Raw genomic sequence first — 14,139 nt, 5'->3', positions numbered from 1 at the left:
GCGGTTCTACGGACTGCCGACATTGAGGTCACGAACGCTACGAGGGGTCGTGACCCTCACTGGTTCCCGTCCACGGGATGGGGATTGGTCGCGCTCGCCGGCGGTGGTTAACTGCAATCGTGCGCAGACAACCAGAGCTGGCGCGACGCTTCTTTGATCGATTCGAGCCGGTGCACGCGGTCACCTACTTCGCGCCGGAGGCGCGGGCGGCCCTCGACGAGCTGGGTTACCGAGGTTTCTGGATGGGCTACTTCGCGGCCCGGTCGGCGCCGCTGGGCATGGTGCCGCCGGAGGTGGTCACCGCGATTTTCCACAACTTCGCCCCCCAACGCGTCGCCAAGGCACTGCCGGCGGCATGGCAGATCGCCGGCCCGGAAGCCGCGTTGCGAGCCCGCCAGGACTCAGCGGTCGCGACGCTGCGTCGCTACGGCCTGAAAGAAGACGAAAACATCAGTGCCGCAGCAGAATTAGCAGGAAAGGCGGCGCGTCACGCGACTGTTGACGGACGACCGCTATTCGCCGCCAATCTGGCGCTGCCCTGGCCGGACAATCCGCTGGCCGCGCTGTGGCATGCCACCACGCTGTTGCGTGAGCACCGCGGCGACGCCCACGTGGCGGTGTTGACCGCCGCCGGCATCTCGGGACGAGAGTCCAACGTGCTACACGCCGCGGCGGGCCGCCTCCCGCGGGACTACATCGCCCGTACCCGGGATTACGACGACACCGAGTGGCGTCACCACGAACAACGGCTGGCCGAGCGAGGACTGCTCAACGGCGACGGATCGCTGAGCGCGGCCGGCCGCGACCTGAAGAACCACGTCGAAGCGAGCACAGACGCACTGGGCCTGTCGGCGCTCGAGGCGCTCAGCGACGACGAGGCGGAGGCGCTGTTCCAGGCACTCACGCCGATCACCCGGGCGGTGGTGGAGGGCGGCGATGTTCTGGCCGTCACTCCAATGGCGTTGCGCCGCGACGAATTACACGACGCCAGCGCGCACTTGAACTCCGCCTAGCGAGGATTGGGCGGCTACGGATCGCGCGGAAGCAGGCGCTGCTTCTGGTCGACGAATTCGTCTTGGGTGAGAATCCCCGCGTCCCGCAGCGAGGCCAGCTCCCGTAGCTCGGCGGCGATGCTGGTGATCGGGCCACCGACCGGGACCTGCGGCATTTCGGGCGCCTCAGCCGACGCTGAGTCCTTCGGCTTGCGCCCGAGCATCCCGATACGCTCCTGGCGTCCCGCGATACCACCGCCGCCCGTACCGGCCATTGCGCGTCCGGCCATGCTCGCCAACGCCATCTGGCTGAACAGGCTTCCCGCGCTGGAACCGGTCGCTTGTGCGGCGGCGCCGACGGTCGCGGCCGGCAGCGCCGTCGTCAGGGCGCGCAATTCGGGGGCCGCGGACGCCCACCCTGGCGGCACCGACAACCGTCCGATCGAATTCGCTTGGTTGAAACCCCCGGTAACCGTCGAGGCGGGGTTGGTGAGCACCGGAAATGACGTCGGCGGTGCCGGCGCATTGCCGGGCCACGGTTGTACACCCCCCCAGCCGCTAACGATGTCGTCGGTGTGAACACCGGTGTAGTAGCCGCCCACGTCGAAAGGAAGAGCTGTCGTCCCCAGCGAGGTATCGGCGCTGAGGCCCGCCGCCCCGAGTTCCGGATCGACAAAAACCGCACTCAGGTCCGCAAGCAAGCCGAGCAGGTCCCGCCCCCCAAAACCCGGGAAGCCTAGGTCAGGGCTCGCCAGGTTGGTCAGCGCGTTGGGGACCGCGGACATGGTCTGCTGGACGGTCCGCTGCGCGCTGCCAGCCGAGACGCCGGTGGCTTGGCTGACCGCCTCGGCTTGGTTCGCGGACCCGTCGGTGCTGGTGCTCGATGATGGCGACTCGAACGGCGTCAGCGATGTGGCCGACGCCGACTCGGTTGCGTAACTCTGCATGGCGCCGGTGTCCTGGGCCCACATCTCGCCGTACTGCGCTTCGGTAGTCGCGATCGCCGACGTGTTCTGTCCGAAGAAGTTTGTGGCCACCAGGGCAGCCAGCAGGCTGCGGTTGCCGGCGACCACCGGCGGGGGGACCGTTTCCACAAACGCCGCTTCATAGGCGGCCACCGCCAAAACAGCCCGGTTGCCGGTCTGCTCGGCTTGCTCGGCGGCGGTTCTCAACCAGGTCACATAGGGGGCTGCCGCGGCAGCCATCGCTGCCGCTGCGGGGCCGAGCCAGGGTCCAGCGGTCAGCTCGGCGATTGTCGACTGATACGAGGTTGCTGTCGAGTGCAGCTCGGCGGCGAGTGTTTCCCATGCCGACGCGGCGACCAGCATCGGTCCGGAACCAGGTCCGGCGTAGATGCGCGCGGAGTTGATCTCCGGCGGCAGTACCGCGTAATCCATGTGTCCCTCCGATCGAGCGGGCCCAGTGCTGGCGGCATAGTGAACGGCAAACGAACACGACGCCCTGGTCGGACCTGGCCGGCAGCGTCAACCATTTTGCTCACGGAGACCTGTGAACTAGCTGGGAGGTCCCGGACCCCGCGATGTAACCCCGATGCACGCGTACTGGGATACCCAATTTACCCAGCTGTCCTGCTAGAAGACGTTATGCCACGTCGATAGGCAATATCCGCCGAATTCGCAAGCCCGGCTCGCGGTTTCTGGGAACGTTTAGCTGCCGATAAGGGCGGCGGACGCTAGGCACTCGTCGCAGTAAAGGCTGTGGGAAGTCGTCGCCGACAAGACGTCCGCTTAGCTGCTGGGTTGCGTCAGCGCCCAGCCCCTGACCTCGGCGGTGACGGGGTCGGTGATCTCGTCGAATTCGGGATGCTTCTTGAGCACCGTTTCGACCATCGAGCACACCGGCACGATTCGTTTGCCGGCGTCGCGTGCCCCGTTCAGCGCCTCCTCGACCAGGATGGTTGCCAGGCCGCGTCCGCCGTATTCAGGATCGACCACGGTGTGGTAGAAAACGCGCTGGTCGCCGCGGTCCGCGTAGTCGGCGTGGCCGACGGCCTGGCCTTCGACGGCAATGGTGTACGTCTGGCGCCCCTCGGCGACTGTGGTCGGTGCACCGGTCTTATCGGTTGTCATGTGGATTCCTTTCCATTCGGTCCGTGCGGTGTTGGTCGTGGCCGCAGCCGGGTTGCCGGCAACGGCGGGGCGGGCAGTCGCGAGACCGAGCCCCGATAGCCCTCGACGGCGCCGAAGCGCCCGTCGGCGTCATCCCATAGTTGGCGATAGCGGACGATCTCGTCGTGATTGCGCCCGACGAAGTTCCACCACATCAGCAGCTCTTCGGTGAACGGGGCGCCCCCCAACAGCACTACCCGCGCGTGCTGATCCCCAACATTGCGCAGGTGTAGTGCGGGCCTGCCCGGGCCTTGGTAGCCGAGGTCGGCGACTGCCAGCGGCGTTCCGCCGAGCGCTACGGTGCCCGAGTCGCAGAGCACACCGTGTTCGAATGCGGGGTCGACGTCGATGAGCAGCTCAGCTTCGCCGTCGAGATCGATCTGGGCGCCCATCAGCGGCGTGAACGTATGCACCGGCGAACGGGTTCCGGCCAGCTCTCCGAGAAACACCCGTGCCACCGCGCCCGGAAGCGAGACCGGGTCGGGCACATGGTGAGCGAAGCCTCGGTCGGTGTCGCGATCGGAATCGGGCAGCGCGACCCACAACTGCACTCCGTGCAGAACGGCGTCCGGCTCGACCGATACCTCGGAATGACAAATCCCCGCCCCCGCGGTCATCAGATTCAACTCGCCGGGCCGGACCAGGGCGTGCACGCCTGCACTGTCGCGGTGCTCCACTTCCCCACTGAACAGCCAGCTCACCGTTTGTAGTCCCGTATGTGGATGAGGAGGAACATCCATGCGCGCGGCGACGGGGCCGTAGTGGTCGATAAAGCACCATGCTCCGATCAGTGAGCGCTGCCGTTGCGGCAGGGTGCGTTGCACCCGGATGGCTCGCGGCCCGCCCAGCGGAACCTCTCGCGGCCGCAGAACCTCGATACCCGAATCCCGTGAAGCGCTGCAGGCGACTTCGGCCGGCGCGGTCTCCAGGTTGCTCACCGTGCACCCTTCGTTGCGGGCGTAACACCGCGACCGTACCGCGCGGGCTTACCTGCCCGGCGGCCGCAGCAGCCGCATGGCCGCCTGCATGATCGGTTCGGGAATTTGATCCTTCACCGAGAGCGCCGCGTCGGCCGCGCGGGACCGTAGCGGGGCGCCTCGGCCGAACATCCGGTTCAGCGGTCCGCCGGACGGCTCGAGCACGACATGCAGCGGCGGGGTGCCTACGGTGGCGCCCAGCGCATTCGAGATGACCATCCGCTGAATCTCGCTGGTGCCCTCGAAGATGGTGTACAGCTTGGCATCTCGGTACCACTTCTCGACCGGGTGATCGGTGATATAGCCCCAGCCGCCCATGGTCTGAATGGCGCGTTCGGTGGCCTTGATGGCGACCTCGCTGGCGGCCAGCTTGGCCATCGAGCCCTCTGCCCGCTCGAACGCGACCTCGTTGGCTGCCATCCAGGAGGCCCGCCAGGTCAGTAGCCGAGCCGCGTCGATCTGTGTTGCCAGGTCGGCCAAAGGAAACGCGATTCCCTGGTTATCGATGATCGGTCCGCCGAACGCTTCCCGTTCGGTGGCATACGCTGTCGCATACTCCAGTGCGGCACGCGCGATGCCGATTGCCTGGGCTGCGACCATCGGGCGAGTCTGTTCGAAGGTGCCCAGGGTCGTCGAGCCGGAGCGCTCTCCGCCCGCCACGAGTTCGCGGGCCTTGGCGAGTTTGTGTTCGAGCTTGTCTTGTCCGCCAAGCAAATTCGCGTCCGGAACGCGTACACCGTTGAACCGCAACTCGGCGGTGTGTGACGCGCGGCAGCCCAGCTTGTCAAGCTTGCGCACCAGTTCCAGTCCCGGTGTGCCACCCGGCACCACGAACAGGGCCTGCCCGCGGTGGCCGAGTTCCTCGTCGACGACGGCGTTGACCACATGCACGTTGGCGATGCCGCCATTACCGATCCACATCTTGTGGCCGTCGATGATCCAGTCGTCGCCGTCGCGGCGTGCCCGGGTGCGCAGATTACGTACGTCACTGCCACCTTCGGGCTCGGAAATCGCCAGTGCGGCGAGTTTGAGATCGCCTGGGGTGCCAAAACATTCGGGTGCCCACTGCAGCATCTGCTCCGGGGAAGCGGACTGACCGATCGCCGAGAGCGCCAGTGCCGGCATCACAATCGCCAAACCGATTCCGGCACAACCCCAGAACAGCTCTTCCATGAACATCGGCAGCGACAGGCCGGTGGGATCGCCGATGAGATCGCGGTAGAACAACGGACTATAGAAGCCGCGCTCGGCAGCCTCCTCGAGGACCGGCCAGGGAAATTCCTGCCGCTGGTCGTACTCGAGCGCGACCGGACGTATCACCGACTCCGCGAATTCGTGCGTGCGCCGGGCAAGGTCGTGTTGTGCTGCCGTTGGTGTCAGGTCGAAGGTCATGAATGCGCCTTTGGGTCGACGGTCTGATGTCCCGCCGACGCCGACTACCCCGTCGATTGGGTGAACAAACGTTCACGCGGCACAGCGCCGGTCAGGCTGCCGACCGTGGCCCAACCTGCGCGGTCGGTAGGTGCAACACCACCGCGGGCATCGCTATGGCCTCGTGCTCGGTGCGCGCCAACAGCGTTGCGTTCTCGGGTAGCTGCCGGGAGTTGATCTCGCCGGCGGCGATGCGCCGCAGGATGTCATGGGCTCGAGCAAGCTGGTCGCGCTTGCGGTACTGGCCGCCAGGAAGTTTGACGCCGGCCCAGACGCCGTACTCCTCGCGATGGGCGATGGCGTGCTGGGCGCATCGACGCTGTTGCGCCAACGGGCAGCGGCGCAGGCATTGGATCCGCGCCTCGGTGGCCGACCGCTCGTAGGCACGGGCCTTTGCCGCGCCGTCGCCGCTGTCGTCGTCGGGGTAGCCGAACCACAGTTCCGGGTCGGTTGTGCAGGGGTGTCCCATGTCGGCCTCCTTGTCTGAGATAGAACGTAGGCAAAAGCGTATACATAACCTGGCGGCCCGCGCAAGAGAAACGAGATAAAAACATATATACATAGCGATAGGACCAGGGCTGTGTAATATCCGGCCCATGGCCGGAGCCTGCGGTGAGCCGTGAATCGGCAGGTGCGGCGATCCGTGCATTGCGGGAGTCGCACGACTGGTCCCTAGCGGAGCTTGCTGCCGCAACCGGCGTCAGCATCATGGGACTGAGCTATCTGGAGCGCGGCGCCCGCAAGCCCCACAAAAGCACTGTTCAGAAGGTTGAAAACGGCCTGGGCCTGCCGCCCGGCACCTACTCGCGGCTGTTGGTGGCGGCCGATCCGGATGCCGAGCTGGCCCGATTGGTCGCCGCGCAGCCCCTGGAAACGATGTCCCCGCCACGCGCCGGAGCGGTGGTCGTCGACCGTCACAGTGACACCGACGTGCTGGAAGGCTACGCCGAAGCCCAACTCGATGCCCTCAAATCCGTCATCGATCGGCTGCCGGCGACGACATCAAACGAATATGAGACGTATATTCTCTCTGTGATCGCGCAATGCGTGAAGGCAGAGATGCTCGCCGCCAGCTCATGGCGCGTGGCCGTGAACGCCGGCGCCGACTCCACGAACCGGCTGATGGAGCATCTCCACGCCCTCGAGGAAACGCGTGGCGCTCTACTGAAGCGAATGCCCACCAGCTTGAGCGCGCGGTTCGACCGGGCCTGCGCGCAGTCCCCGCTCCCCGACGCGATCATCGCGGCGCTGCTTGGTGTGAGCAGTGACGACATGTGGGACATCCGCAACCGTGGGGTGATCCCGACCGGAGTGCTCCCCCGAGTTCGCGAGTTTGCCGACACGATGGGGTCGACGAGCCAAGACGGCACAGATCAGGGCAGCGGCGGGGGGCACCGATGACCGAAAACGATATCGAGGCGTTGAGCCGCGCTCATCAGTTGTTCGCCGGCAGCACGCGGCCGCCAACGCTGGACGGGCCGCAGCGCGCCTTAATGAGCCGAAACCCCGCACTGAATAGCAGTGTGGGACCAGGTAATTACCGATACCGGGTAGTCCGAAGCCACGAAGCGCTGCGCTCGGCAGCGCGCACGGATGCCGCGGCGGTAGGCGTCATCGCCGCCGCCCACCAGGATCGGGCCCAGGCTCATGAGCTGACCAAGAACGTCCTCGACGAGGCCCGCGCCGATGCCGCCGCTGCGCCAATGACGCCGATGGCCCAGCGCGAGGCCATGCGCCGTCGGGTCGCGCGGCTCCACGCGCAACGGGCGCACGTATTGGCTGCCCGCTTACGTGCGCGACGGCATTCGATGGCGTTGCGGGCACTGCGCTACCGGATGCTGCACCATCACCGTCCGGGAATGGGCGGACTGCGGCTGCCGTCGCCGACCGGCCGTGCCGGAATTGCGGTGCGTGCGGCGCTATCCCGCCTGGGTCGCCCCTATGTCTGGGGCGCGACCGGCCCCGATCAGTTCGACTGTTCCGGGTTGGTCCAGTGGTCTTATGCGCAGGCCGGTATCCATCTGGACCGCACCACGTTTCAGCAGATCAACGACGGGATCCCGGTGCCGCGTTCGCACGTCAGGCCCGGCGATCTCGTCTTCCCGCACACCGGGCACGTGCAGATGGCCATCGGCAACAATCTCGTCGTCGAAGCGCCCTATTCGGGTGCTTCGGTTCGGATCAGCCAGCTGGGAAACTACGTCGCGATTCGCCGTCCGATATGAAAAGTGGGCTCGATGATTAGGTTGAACGCATGTCGGAACAAGCCGGACCTTCGCTAGGCGCCATTCAGGCGCGGCAGTCGGCACTGGTGACCCGGCACAGCGCGGTCGCCGAGGCCGACCGGGTGCTGACGGACGTGCTCGCCAGCGCACATGCCGCGATGCGGGAGAGCATCAGGCGCCTGGACGCCATCGCCGACGAGATCGACCGCGCCGTTCCGCATCAGGCGAGTCTGGCTACCGATACCCCCATGGGCGCGAGGGAGTTTCAGAAGTTTCTGGTTGCCAAGCAGCGCGAGATCGCGGCGGTCGTAGCGGATGCGCACGAGTTGGATCGCGCGAAAACGGCTGTGCTGGAAAGCTTGCGGGGAGAGTACGGCGTGTCCGCGGGCTAGCGAGATGCTGCCGGCGATGTTCATCCACAGTCGTGTCGCGGTGAATTGTCGGCAGCGGCCCGCCTAAGTACTGTCACCCGGCATGGAGGGGTCGCGACACCGCCCGCACTGGGGCGCAGCACCGTTTGCCTAGCCGATGTCGACATATGACGAGCTGCTGGCCGCGGTCAAAGTCGTGCGCGACCGCACCGGCGATCCGAATGCGTGGCAGAGCGGGCTGACGCCGACAGAGCTGGCCGCGGTGGTCACCCCCACGCCACGTCCGGAACAACTCGACACGATTCTCACCAAGATCCGCCAACAACACCCGGGCCTATTCGACCCCGGTGCGACCCCCGGTGGCCCGCCGACTCGACAGATAGCAGACGTACCCCACGCGCCGTCGGATCGAGAGGAGGGCGCCGCCGCCGAAGCCATAGCAGGCGCTGAAGCCGCGCTGGCACACCAGAATTCGGCGAGTTCTCAGCTCGACCTGCAAGTCATTTCGGCGATCATGAACGCACACCTGAAGACTGTCGAAGGCGCAGAAGCGCTGAGCACGTTGCAGCGCGAGACCGAGGCCGCCGTGCACAACCGATCGGACTTGGACACTCCCGCAGGAGCACGTGACTTCCAGCGGTTCCTCATCGGCAAGCTGCGAGACATCCGGGCTGTGGTCGTGAACGCCAGCCTGGACGACACGTCGAAGTCAGCGCTGATGGCCGCATGGACATCGCTGTACGACGCCGCGAAGGGCGGACAGAGCGTTGCCGGCGAGAGCGCATCGGCGGCACCGGTTGCCGCACCCGCGCGCGGCACCGGTCAACAGTCGCCCGACCCCGCCGATGCCGGATGGGATCCGTTACTGGATCCGCTGCTCGCCGACGATCCCGGCCTGTTGACCGGGGATGTGGGGCAGAGTCCGACCGAGAGCGCGGCGGCACCTACGATGCCGTCGGCACTGCCGGGCATTCCCAACGTCGGTCTGGGGTCGACGCCCGGGCCGGGTTCGATGGGCGGCTGGGGCGCGCCTGGCGGATTTGCGTTGCCCGGGCGCCAAGAGGGCAGCGAAACCGATCCGGCACTGCGGGGTCTCGACGATCTCGACGCGGACCCGGCCGACGATGAATCGGACGATCCGGACAAACGCGAAGACGACGACCATGATCAGGACGTGTCGACGGCTGAATCGCAGCCGGCGGGTCCCACCACGGTGTCCCTGCCCGATGGTGAGACGGTGACGGCCGCCAGCCCGCAGTTGGCCGCGGCCATCGAGGCAGCCGTGGGCGGCGCGTCGATCCCGGATGCGTTCCATCAGCAGGGAATCACCATTCCCGCACCGGGAACCGCGGTGGCCGGTCCGATCGACCCGATCCAGGTCGCCCCCGGAGATATCGGAATTTTCACCGATCGCCATGCGCTGGCCCTCGGCCACAGCAAGGCCCTGCTGGACGGCCAGATTCAGCACATCGCCACCGTAAGCGGCCCGAGCTTTCTAGGCTGGGAGCATCCGCCGGCCGCGGTGGCCGCGACCGCCCCCGCGAGGACCGACGCACCGACACCGACCCGGCCGGCGGCCACGCCGACCGCGCGACAATAGTGAACTCGCCGGCCCGGCCGGCGGCGTAGGAACAGGAGACAGCGGATGGCAGATCGAATCCATGTGGTGCCCGCCCACTTACGTGAAGCCGCGGCACACCACCAGGAGACCTCCGACTACTTGCGCACCATTCCGTCGGCGCACGCCGCCATCCAAGAGAGCCTGGACTCACTGGGGCCCATCTTCGGCGAACTTCGCGACGCCGGACGCGAACTGCTCGAACTCAGGCGCCAGTGCTACCAGCAGCAGGCGGATGACCACGCCGATATGGCGCACAAGCTGACCGTCTCGGCAACAACCTGGGATCAACACGAGCAAGATGCGGCTGGTGAACTCGGCCGCATCGTCGACGGCGGTCGATGACAGACGCTAATCCCGCCTTCGACACCGTTCACCCGAGTGGGCACATCCTGGTCCGCTCTTGTCGCGGCGGGTATATGCACAGCGTCGCGCTGAGCGAAGAGGCAATGGATACCGACGCCGCGACCTTGGCCCGGGGCATTCTGCTGACCGCGGATGTGTCGTGGCTCAAAGCGTTGCTTGAAGTCCGGGATGAGATCGTCGCGGCCGGACACACTCCGTCGGCGGAAGTACCAAACCCAAACGACCTCGATGCGGCGATCGAGAAGCTGTTGGCGCACAAGCTGCGCCGCCGCGACGGTGCGGACTAACTCCGCGGCGTCTAGATCAGCCAAGTCTTGGCGGCGTCGGGATCCGGCGCGATATCGGTCGGTGGCTCAATGGGATTGGCTCCGAACAACTCTCGGGCGCGCCCGAGCAGAGCGCGCACCTCGTCGAGTTGCTGCTGCAGCGCAGAATCAGCCATGGCCCCACGCTACCGAGCTCCTCACGGCCGCACAATTCACCTTTCGTAAAGAGCGTTCGCAACGTGTCGGTAGTCTGAGCCGGTGGCGATCTTCGGTCGAAAGACGGCGCGCCAGCGCCTCCGGAGAGCTACCCGGGAATCATTGTCGATGCCGGCTTTCAGCTCTCCTACCGATTGCACCCCATGGGTGATCGGTGGGCTCTGGCCTGCCGAACTGTCGACGTTGACCGACGAAACCGCCACGCTCGCAGAGTATCTCAGGACCGATCTGCAGCGAATCACCAGTAGCGCCAACAACGAGCTGAGCATCGTCAAACGATCGGGGCTGGCTGATGCGGCGCGGCACGCGGCAGAGACCCGAGTCATCGACGAGGCTCGCGCTCGCGCCGCCCGGCGAGTTGAGTCGACGATTCGTCAACTGGACATGATGAAGGCCCAGATGCGCGCGCGACGTCATAGCGCGCAGGTCGCGGCGCGATTCAGGACCGATATCGACAAGACGCAAGTCATCCCCGCGGTCCCGGCGGCAGAGCCCGATGTCGATCGGTCGGCGCTCGAAGAAACCCAAATCATTCCTGTGGTCCGGGCGGCAGAGCCCGAAATCGGTGCGCCGACGATCGATCAGACGCAGGTCATACCGGTCGTCCGGGCGGTGGGGCCCGTCGCCGACGAGCCCGCGTTTGCCTCCGAGGAGCCGGCGCCTGACGTTTCCGCCGATGCCGATGCCGATGCCGATGCCGAAGCTGCGGAGGGCCGGCACCGCGCTCCCGCCGAGGTAGATCTTGCGGTGGTCACCAGCTCGCCGGAACCGGAACGGGAACCGGCGGCGCCCGAAGCACCGGCGGCGCCGGTCGGGGATGACGATGCCGAAGCTGCGGAGGGCCGGCATTGGGTTGCCCCCGCGGAGGACATCGCGGTGGTCGCCGCGACCCCGCCGGAACCCGAGGTCGAGGGGGCTGCGGCCGCCCCAGTCGCCGCCGAATCCGATACCGAACGACTGCACCGGCTCCTGGCGTTCGTGGTCCGTCAGGAACCACGCCTGAACTGGGCAGTCGGCAGTTTCGCGGACGGCACGACGCTCTTGGTCACCGACCTCGCGTACGGCTGGATACCTTCGGGCATCACGCTTCCGGTGGGCGTGCGATTGTTGGCGCCCGGGCGGCACATCGGCAAAGCCTCCGCGCTGCTCGGCGAGGCGACGCAGACCGCGACCTATACCCCGGGCGATCCGGCCGGCCGGCCGGCAGACTTCGCCGAGACGGAACCCTCGGTGCAGGCCCGCGAGCTGCCGGCGGTGGAAGATCTGGGATGGGAGCTGGGTCGAGTCACGCACTGGCGCGACGGACTACCGCGGCTGGTGCACACGCTGGCCAGGGCCGCCACTGCGGGTACCGGTGTCGTGGAGGAGGAAGCCGACCTGCTGCGCGTGCATCTCGACACCGCGCGCTACCAGCTCCTGAACCAGTATCCGGATGCCGAACCCGCTCTCCTGCTCAATTGCCTGTTGTTGGCCGCTACCGAAAGCAGCGTGGCTGGCGACGCGACATCGGCGAACTATCACTTGGCTTGGTTCCAGAAGCTCGACGAGCCGCTGGGCAGCCAGTGGAGCACGGAGCCGTCGCAGTAATCCAGCGCATGCCGCTCAACCCCCAAAATCGTGAATTGACGCTGGTTGGAGGGGTCGATGATACTGACATGGTGTCGGGATCGGGCGGTCGCAACGAACAGAGCGACCTGAAAGACCGAGATCTCGTCGAGTCGGTTCTACGTGAACTGAGCGAGGCGGCCGACAAGTGGGAAGCTCTTGTCGCGCAGGCCGAGACGGTGACGTACAGCGTGGACTTGGGGGATATTCGCGCCGTGGCAAATTCCGACGGCAAGCTGGTCGAGTTGACATTGCATCCGGGCGTGATGACCGGCTACGCCCACGCAGAACTGGCTGACAGGTTGAACCTCGCTATCGCAGCTCTTCGGGACGAGGCAGAAGCCGAGAACCGGGCAAGGTACGGCGGCGAACTGCACTGATGTCGGTGTCGATGCAGGACCTCTGCCTCGACCGCCGAAAGGAGAATGACCGTGCCACTCAATCTGTCCAACCGGGACCAGAATTCGGGGCACCTTTTCTACAACCGGCGGCTGCGCGCTGCGATCACCAGGTTCTCGGTCCGGATGAAGCACGACGACCGCAAACAGCAAGCGGCCGTGGCGCTGTCGATCGTGCTCGTCGTCATCGGCGTCGGCTGGATGGCGCTGCTCCACGTCATGAAGCCCTCAGGGCTGGTCGGCCAATCGTCGATCATCGGCGACCGTGACACCGGCGCGGTCTACGCAAAGATCAACGGACGGCTCTACCCCGCGCTCAACCTGACCTCGGCGCGGTTGGCGGTCGGCAGTGCCGGCGCCCCAACGTGGGTCAGAGCCAGCGAGATCGCAAAGTACCCGACCGGCCCGATCATCGGCATTCCCGGTGCACCGGATAGCTTGCCGGTCACAGCGAGCGCTGAATCGGCGTGGTCGGTCTGCGACACCTCGCAAACCGGGGGAGCCACCCGTGGAAGCGGAACCGCTCCACTGGTGACCTCCATCGCCGGTCAGCTCTCCCCCGTCGGTCGGTCGGAGCCGATGGGCCCGAAGCAGGCCATCCTGGCAACCCACAAGGGCGCAACGTATGTGGTGTGGCGGGGTCAACGGTCCCGCATCGACCCGGCGGACCGATCGGTGACGTTCAACCTCGGTCTCGATCCCGGTGTGACGTACCCGATCGAAATCTCCAACGCGCTCTTTGATGCGATGCCGTCAACGGAACCTATTGCGCTGCCCTCGATTCCGGGTCGCGGGTCGCCGTCGCGGTGGCTGCCGGGGTCCATTGTGGGCAGGGTGCTGCAAACCCGCGACGCAAGCGGCACGGTCAACGGCTTCTATGTCCTACTACCAGACGGCGTGCAGAAAATCACCAGCTTCGTCGCGGACTTGTTGCGGACCGCGGATTCGGAGGGCTCGACGACACCCACTCTGGTTGCGCCCGACAAGCTGATTCAAATCCCGGTGGTCGATGTGCTCGATGTCGACTACTATCCGTCGGAGAAATTGGAATTTGTTGACACATCGGCAAATCCGGTGACATGCGTGGGCTGGGCGAAGCAATCCGGTGACCCACAGGCCCGGATCACGATCTTCACCGGCCGCGGATTGCCTATTCCGATCGGCATGGATCCCCGTGTGGTTCATCTGGTCCGCGACGACCGCGACCCCAATTCCGCTGAGGCGCAACAGACCTTGATGCTTCCGGGTGCGGCGAACTTCGTGACGACAACCAGCGGCGTCGCGACGGCCGACAGCCGGGAAAGCTTGTATTGGATTTCACCGCAGGGTGTTCGATACGGGATTCAGTCCGATCACCCGACTTTGCAGGCCCTGGGCCTGGATCCGCGGCTGGCCGTGCAAGCGCCCTGGCCGATCGTCCGTACCTTCGCAGTCGGGCCGGCGATTGGCCGGGATGCGGCCTTGGTGGCGCGTGACGCTATTTCCGGCGGCGGTGCGGTGGCGCCGATTCCCGATCTCAACGAATTGGCAGGCGGGGGTTAATCA

The 14,139-nt window shown here is 66.2% G+C and carries 16 protein-coding genes; 10 read left to right on the top strand and 6 right to left on the bottom strand.

Going from position 1 to position 14,139, the window contains the following annotated elements:
• Positions 1-119 precede the first annotated feature (119 nt).
• Positions 120-1,013 (top strand): SCO6745 family protein, encoded by an 894-nt coding sequence (locus tag ACTXG5_RS06165; RefSeq protein WP_445162845.1) that lies wholly within the window; start codon positions 120-122, stop codon positions 1,011-1,013.
• A gap of 14 nt (positions 1,014-1,027) precedes the next feature.
• Here ACTXG5_RS06165 and ACTXG5_RS06160 read toward each other — a convergent pair whose 3' ends face one another.
• From ACTXG5_RS06160 to ACTXG5_RS06140, 5 genes are all read right to left on the bottom strand, one after another.
• Complete coding sequence (locus tag ACTXG5_RS06160; RefSeq protein WP_445162844.1) at positions 1,028-2,389, bottom strand: PPE family protein, SVP subgroup; 1,362 nt, start codon at positions 2,387-2,389, stop codon at positions 1,028-1,030.
• 351 nt (positions 2,390-2,740) lie between these two features.
• Entirely contained in the window at positions 2,741-3,082 is a 342-nt protein-coding gene (locus ACTXG5_RS06155) for a GNAT family N-acetyltransferase (protein ID WP_445162843.1), read from the bottom strand.
• Positions 3,079-4,059: a pirin family protein gene (locus ACTXG5_RS06150; RefSeq protein WP_445162842.1), complete on the bottom strand. Its 981-nt coding sequence runs from the start codon at positions 4,057-4,059 to the stop codon at positions 3,079-3,081. Before ACTXG5_RS06150 ends, ACTXG5_RS06155 begins: the two co-directional genes overlap by 4 nt.
• A 48-nt stretch (positions 4,060-4,107) precedes the next feature.
• Entirely contained in the window at positions 4,108-5,490 is a 1,383-nt protein-coding gene (locus ACTXG5_RS06145; RefSeq protein ID WP_445162841.1) for an acyl-CoA dehydrogenase family protein, read from the bottom strand.
• A gap of 91 nt (positions 5,491-5,581) precedes the next feature.
• Positions 5,582-5,998: a WhiB family transcriptional regulator gene (locus tag ACTXG5_RS06140; protein WP_445162840.1), complete on the bottom strand. Its 417-nt coding sequence runs from the start codon at positions 5,996-5,998 to the stop codon at positions 5,582-5,584.
• 143 nt (positions 5,999-6,141) lie between these two features.
• Between ACTXG5_RS06140 and ACTXG5_RS06135 the strand changes: the two genes are divergently transcribed.
• The 6 genes from ACTXG5_RS06135 (at position 6,142) to ACTXG5_RS06110 (ending at position 10,396) form a co-directional block, all read left to right on the top strand.
• Positions 6,142-6,930, top strand: a complete 789-nt coding sequence (locus ACTXG5_RS06135) for a helix-turn-helix domain-containing protein (RefSeq protein ID WP_445162839.1) — start codon at positions 6,142-6,144, stop codon at positions 6,928-6,930.
• Positions 6,927-7,754 carry a C40 family peptidase gene (locus ACTXG5_RS06130; protein WP_445162838.1) on the top strand — a complete coding sequence of 276 codons (828 nt, stop codon included), beginning with the start codon at positions 6,927-6,929 and terminating at the stop codon, positions 7,752-7,754. Before ACTXG5_RS06135 ends, ACTXG5_RS06130 begins: the two co-directional genes overlap by 4 nt.
• A 29-nt stretch (positions 7,755-7,783) precedes the next feature.
• Positions 7,784-8,146 (top strand): DUF4226 domain-containing protein, encoded by a 363-nt coding sequence (locus tag ACTXG5_RS06125; RefSeq protein WP_445162837.1) that lies wholly within the window; start codon positions 7,784-7,786, stop codon positions 8,144-8,146.
• Positions 8,147-8,282: 136 nt separating this feature from the next.
• Entirely contained in the window at positions 8,283-9,725 is a 1,443-nt protein-coding gene (locus tag ACTXG5_RS06120; RefSeq protein ID WP_445162836.1) for a DUF4226 domain-containing protein, read from the top strand.
• A 45-nt stretch (positions 9,726-9,770) separates the two neighbouring features.
• Positions 9,771-10,088 (top strand): ESX-1 secretion-associated protein, encoded by a 318-nt coding sequence (locus ACTXG5_RS06115; RefSeq protein ID WP_445162835.1) that lies wholly within the window; start codon positions 9,771-9,773, stop codon positions 10,086-10,088.
• The gene (locus ACTXG5_RS06110) at positions 10,085-10,396 is read left to right on the top strand and encodes a DUF2694 family protein (protein ID WP_445162834.1); all 312 of its coding nucleotides are present in this window, start codon (positions 10,085-10,087) and stop codon (positions 10,394-10,396) included. Before ACTXG5_RS06115 ends, ACTXG5_RS06110 begins: the two co-directional genes overlap by 4 nt.
• Before the next feature lie 11 nt (positions 10,397-10,407).
• Here ACTXG5_RS06110 and ACTXG5_RS06105 read toward each other — a convergent pair whose 3' ends face one another.
• Complete coding sequence (locus ACTXG5_RS06105; protein ID WP_169718264.1) at positions 10,408-10,551, bottom strand: hypothetical protein; 144 nt, start codon at positions 10,549-10,551, stop codon at positions 10,408-10,410.
• A gap of 148 nt (positions 10,552-10,699) precedes the next feature.
• On the opposite strand from ACTXG5_RS06105, the gene ACTXG5_RS06100 reads away from it, so the two are divergent.
• The 3 genes from ACTXG5_RS06100 to eccB all read left to right on the top strand — a co-directional run bounded on the left by ACTXG5_RS06100 (position 10,700) and on the right by eccB (position 14,136).
• The gene (locus tag ACTXG5_RS06100) at positions 10,700-12,178 is read left to right on the top strand and encodes a DUF5631 domain-containing protein (RefSeq protein WP_445162833.1); all 1,479 of its coding nucleotides are present in this window, start codon (positions 10,700-10,702) and stop codon (positions 12,176-12,178) included.
• Between the two features lie 68 nt (positions 12,179-12,246).
• Positions 12,247-12,576: a DUF2710 family protein gene (locus ACTXG5_RS06095; protein ID WP_445164283.1), complete on the top strand. Its 330-nt coding sequence runs from the start codon at positions 12,247-12,249 to the stop codon at positions 12,574-12,576.
• Between the two features lie 51 nt (positions 12,577-12,627).
• On the top strand, positions 12,628-14,136 hold the full coding sequence (eccB, locus tag ACTXG5_RS06090) for a type VII secretion protein EccB (protein ID WP_445162832.1): 1,509 nt from the start codon (positions 12,628-12,630) through the stop codon (positions 14,134-14,136).
• The last annotated feature ends 3 nt before the right edge of the window (positions 14,137-14,139 follow it).

The organism is Mycobacterium sp. Dal123C01 (genome assembly GCF_052566995.1).
This window is presented reverse-complemented; position numbering and strand designations above follow the sequence as displayed.

Bases quoted from the DNA above. Each gene is read 5' to 3' on its own strand.
- ACTXG5_RS06140 (WP_445162840.1), bottom strand. From the start codon at position 5,998: ATGGGACACCCCTGCACAACCGACCCGGAACTGTGGTTCGGCTACCCC.
- ACTXG5_RS06110 (WP_445162834.1), top strand. From the start codon at position 10,085: ATGACAGACGCTAATCCCGCCTTCGACACCGTTCACCCGAGTGGGCAC.
- ACTXG5_RS06105 (WP_169718264.1), bottom strand. From the start codon at position 10,551: ATGGCTGATTCTGCGCTGCAGCAGCAACTCGACGAGGTGCGCGCTCTG.
- ACTXG5_RS06130 (WP_445162838.1), top strand. From the start codon at position 6,927: ATGACCGAAAACGATATCGAGGCGTTGAGCCGCGCTCATCAGTTGTTC.
- ACTXG5_RS06160 (WP_445162844.1), bottom strand. From the start codon at position 2,389: ATGGATTACGCGGTACTGCCGCCGGAGATCAACTCCGCGCGCATCTAC.
- ACTXG5_RS06120 (WP_445162836.1), top strand. From the start codon at position 8,283: ATGTCGACATATGACGAGCTGCTGGCCGCGGTCAAAGTCGTGCGCGAC.
- ACTXG5_RS06155 (WP_445162843.1), bottom strand. From the start codon at position 3,082: ATGACAACCGATAAGACCGGTGCACCGACCACAGTCGCCGAGGGGCGC.
- ACTXG5_RS06115 (WP_445162835.1), top strand. From the start codon at position 9,771: ATGGCAGATCGAATCCATGTGGTGCCCGCCCACTTACGTGAAGCCGCG.
- ACTXG5_RS06125 (WP_445162837.1), top strand. From the start codon at position 7,784: ATGTCGGAACAAGCCGGACCTTCGCTAGGCGCCATTCAGGCGCGGCAG.
- ACTXG5_RS06100 (WP_445162833.1), top strand. From the start codon at position 10,700: ATGCCGGCTTTCAGCTCTCCTACCGATTGCACCCCATGGGTGATCGGT.
- ACTXG5_RS06095 (WP_445164283.1), top strand. From the start codon at position 12,247: ATGGTGTCGGGATCGGGCGGTCGCAACGAACAGAGCGACCTGAAAGAC.
- ACTXG5_RS06145 (WP_445162841.1), bottom strand. From the start codon at position 5,490: ATGACCTTCGACCTGACACCAACGGCAGCACAACACGACCTTGCCCGG.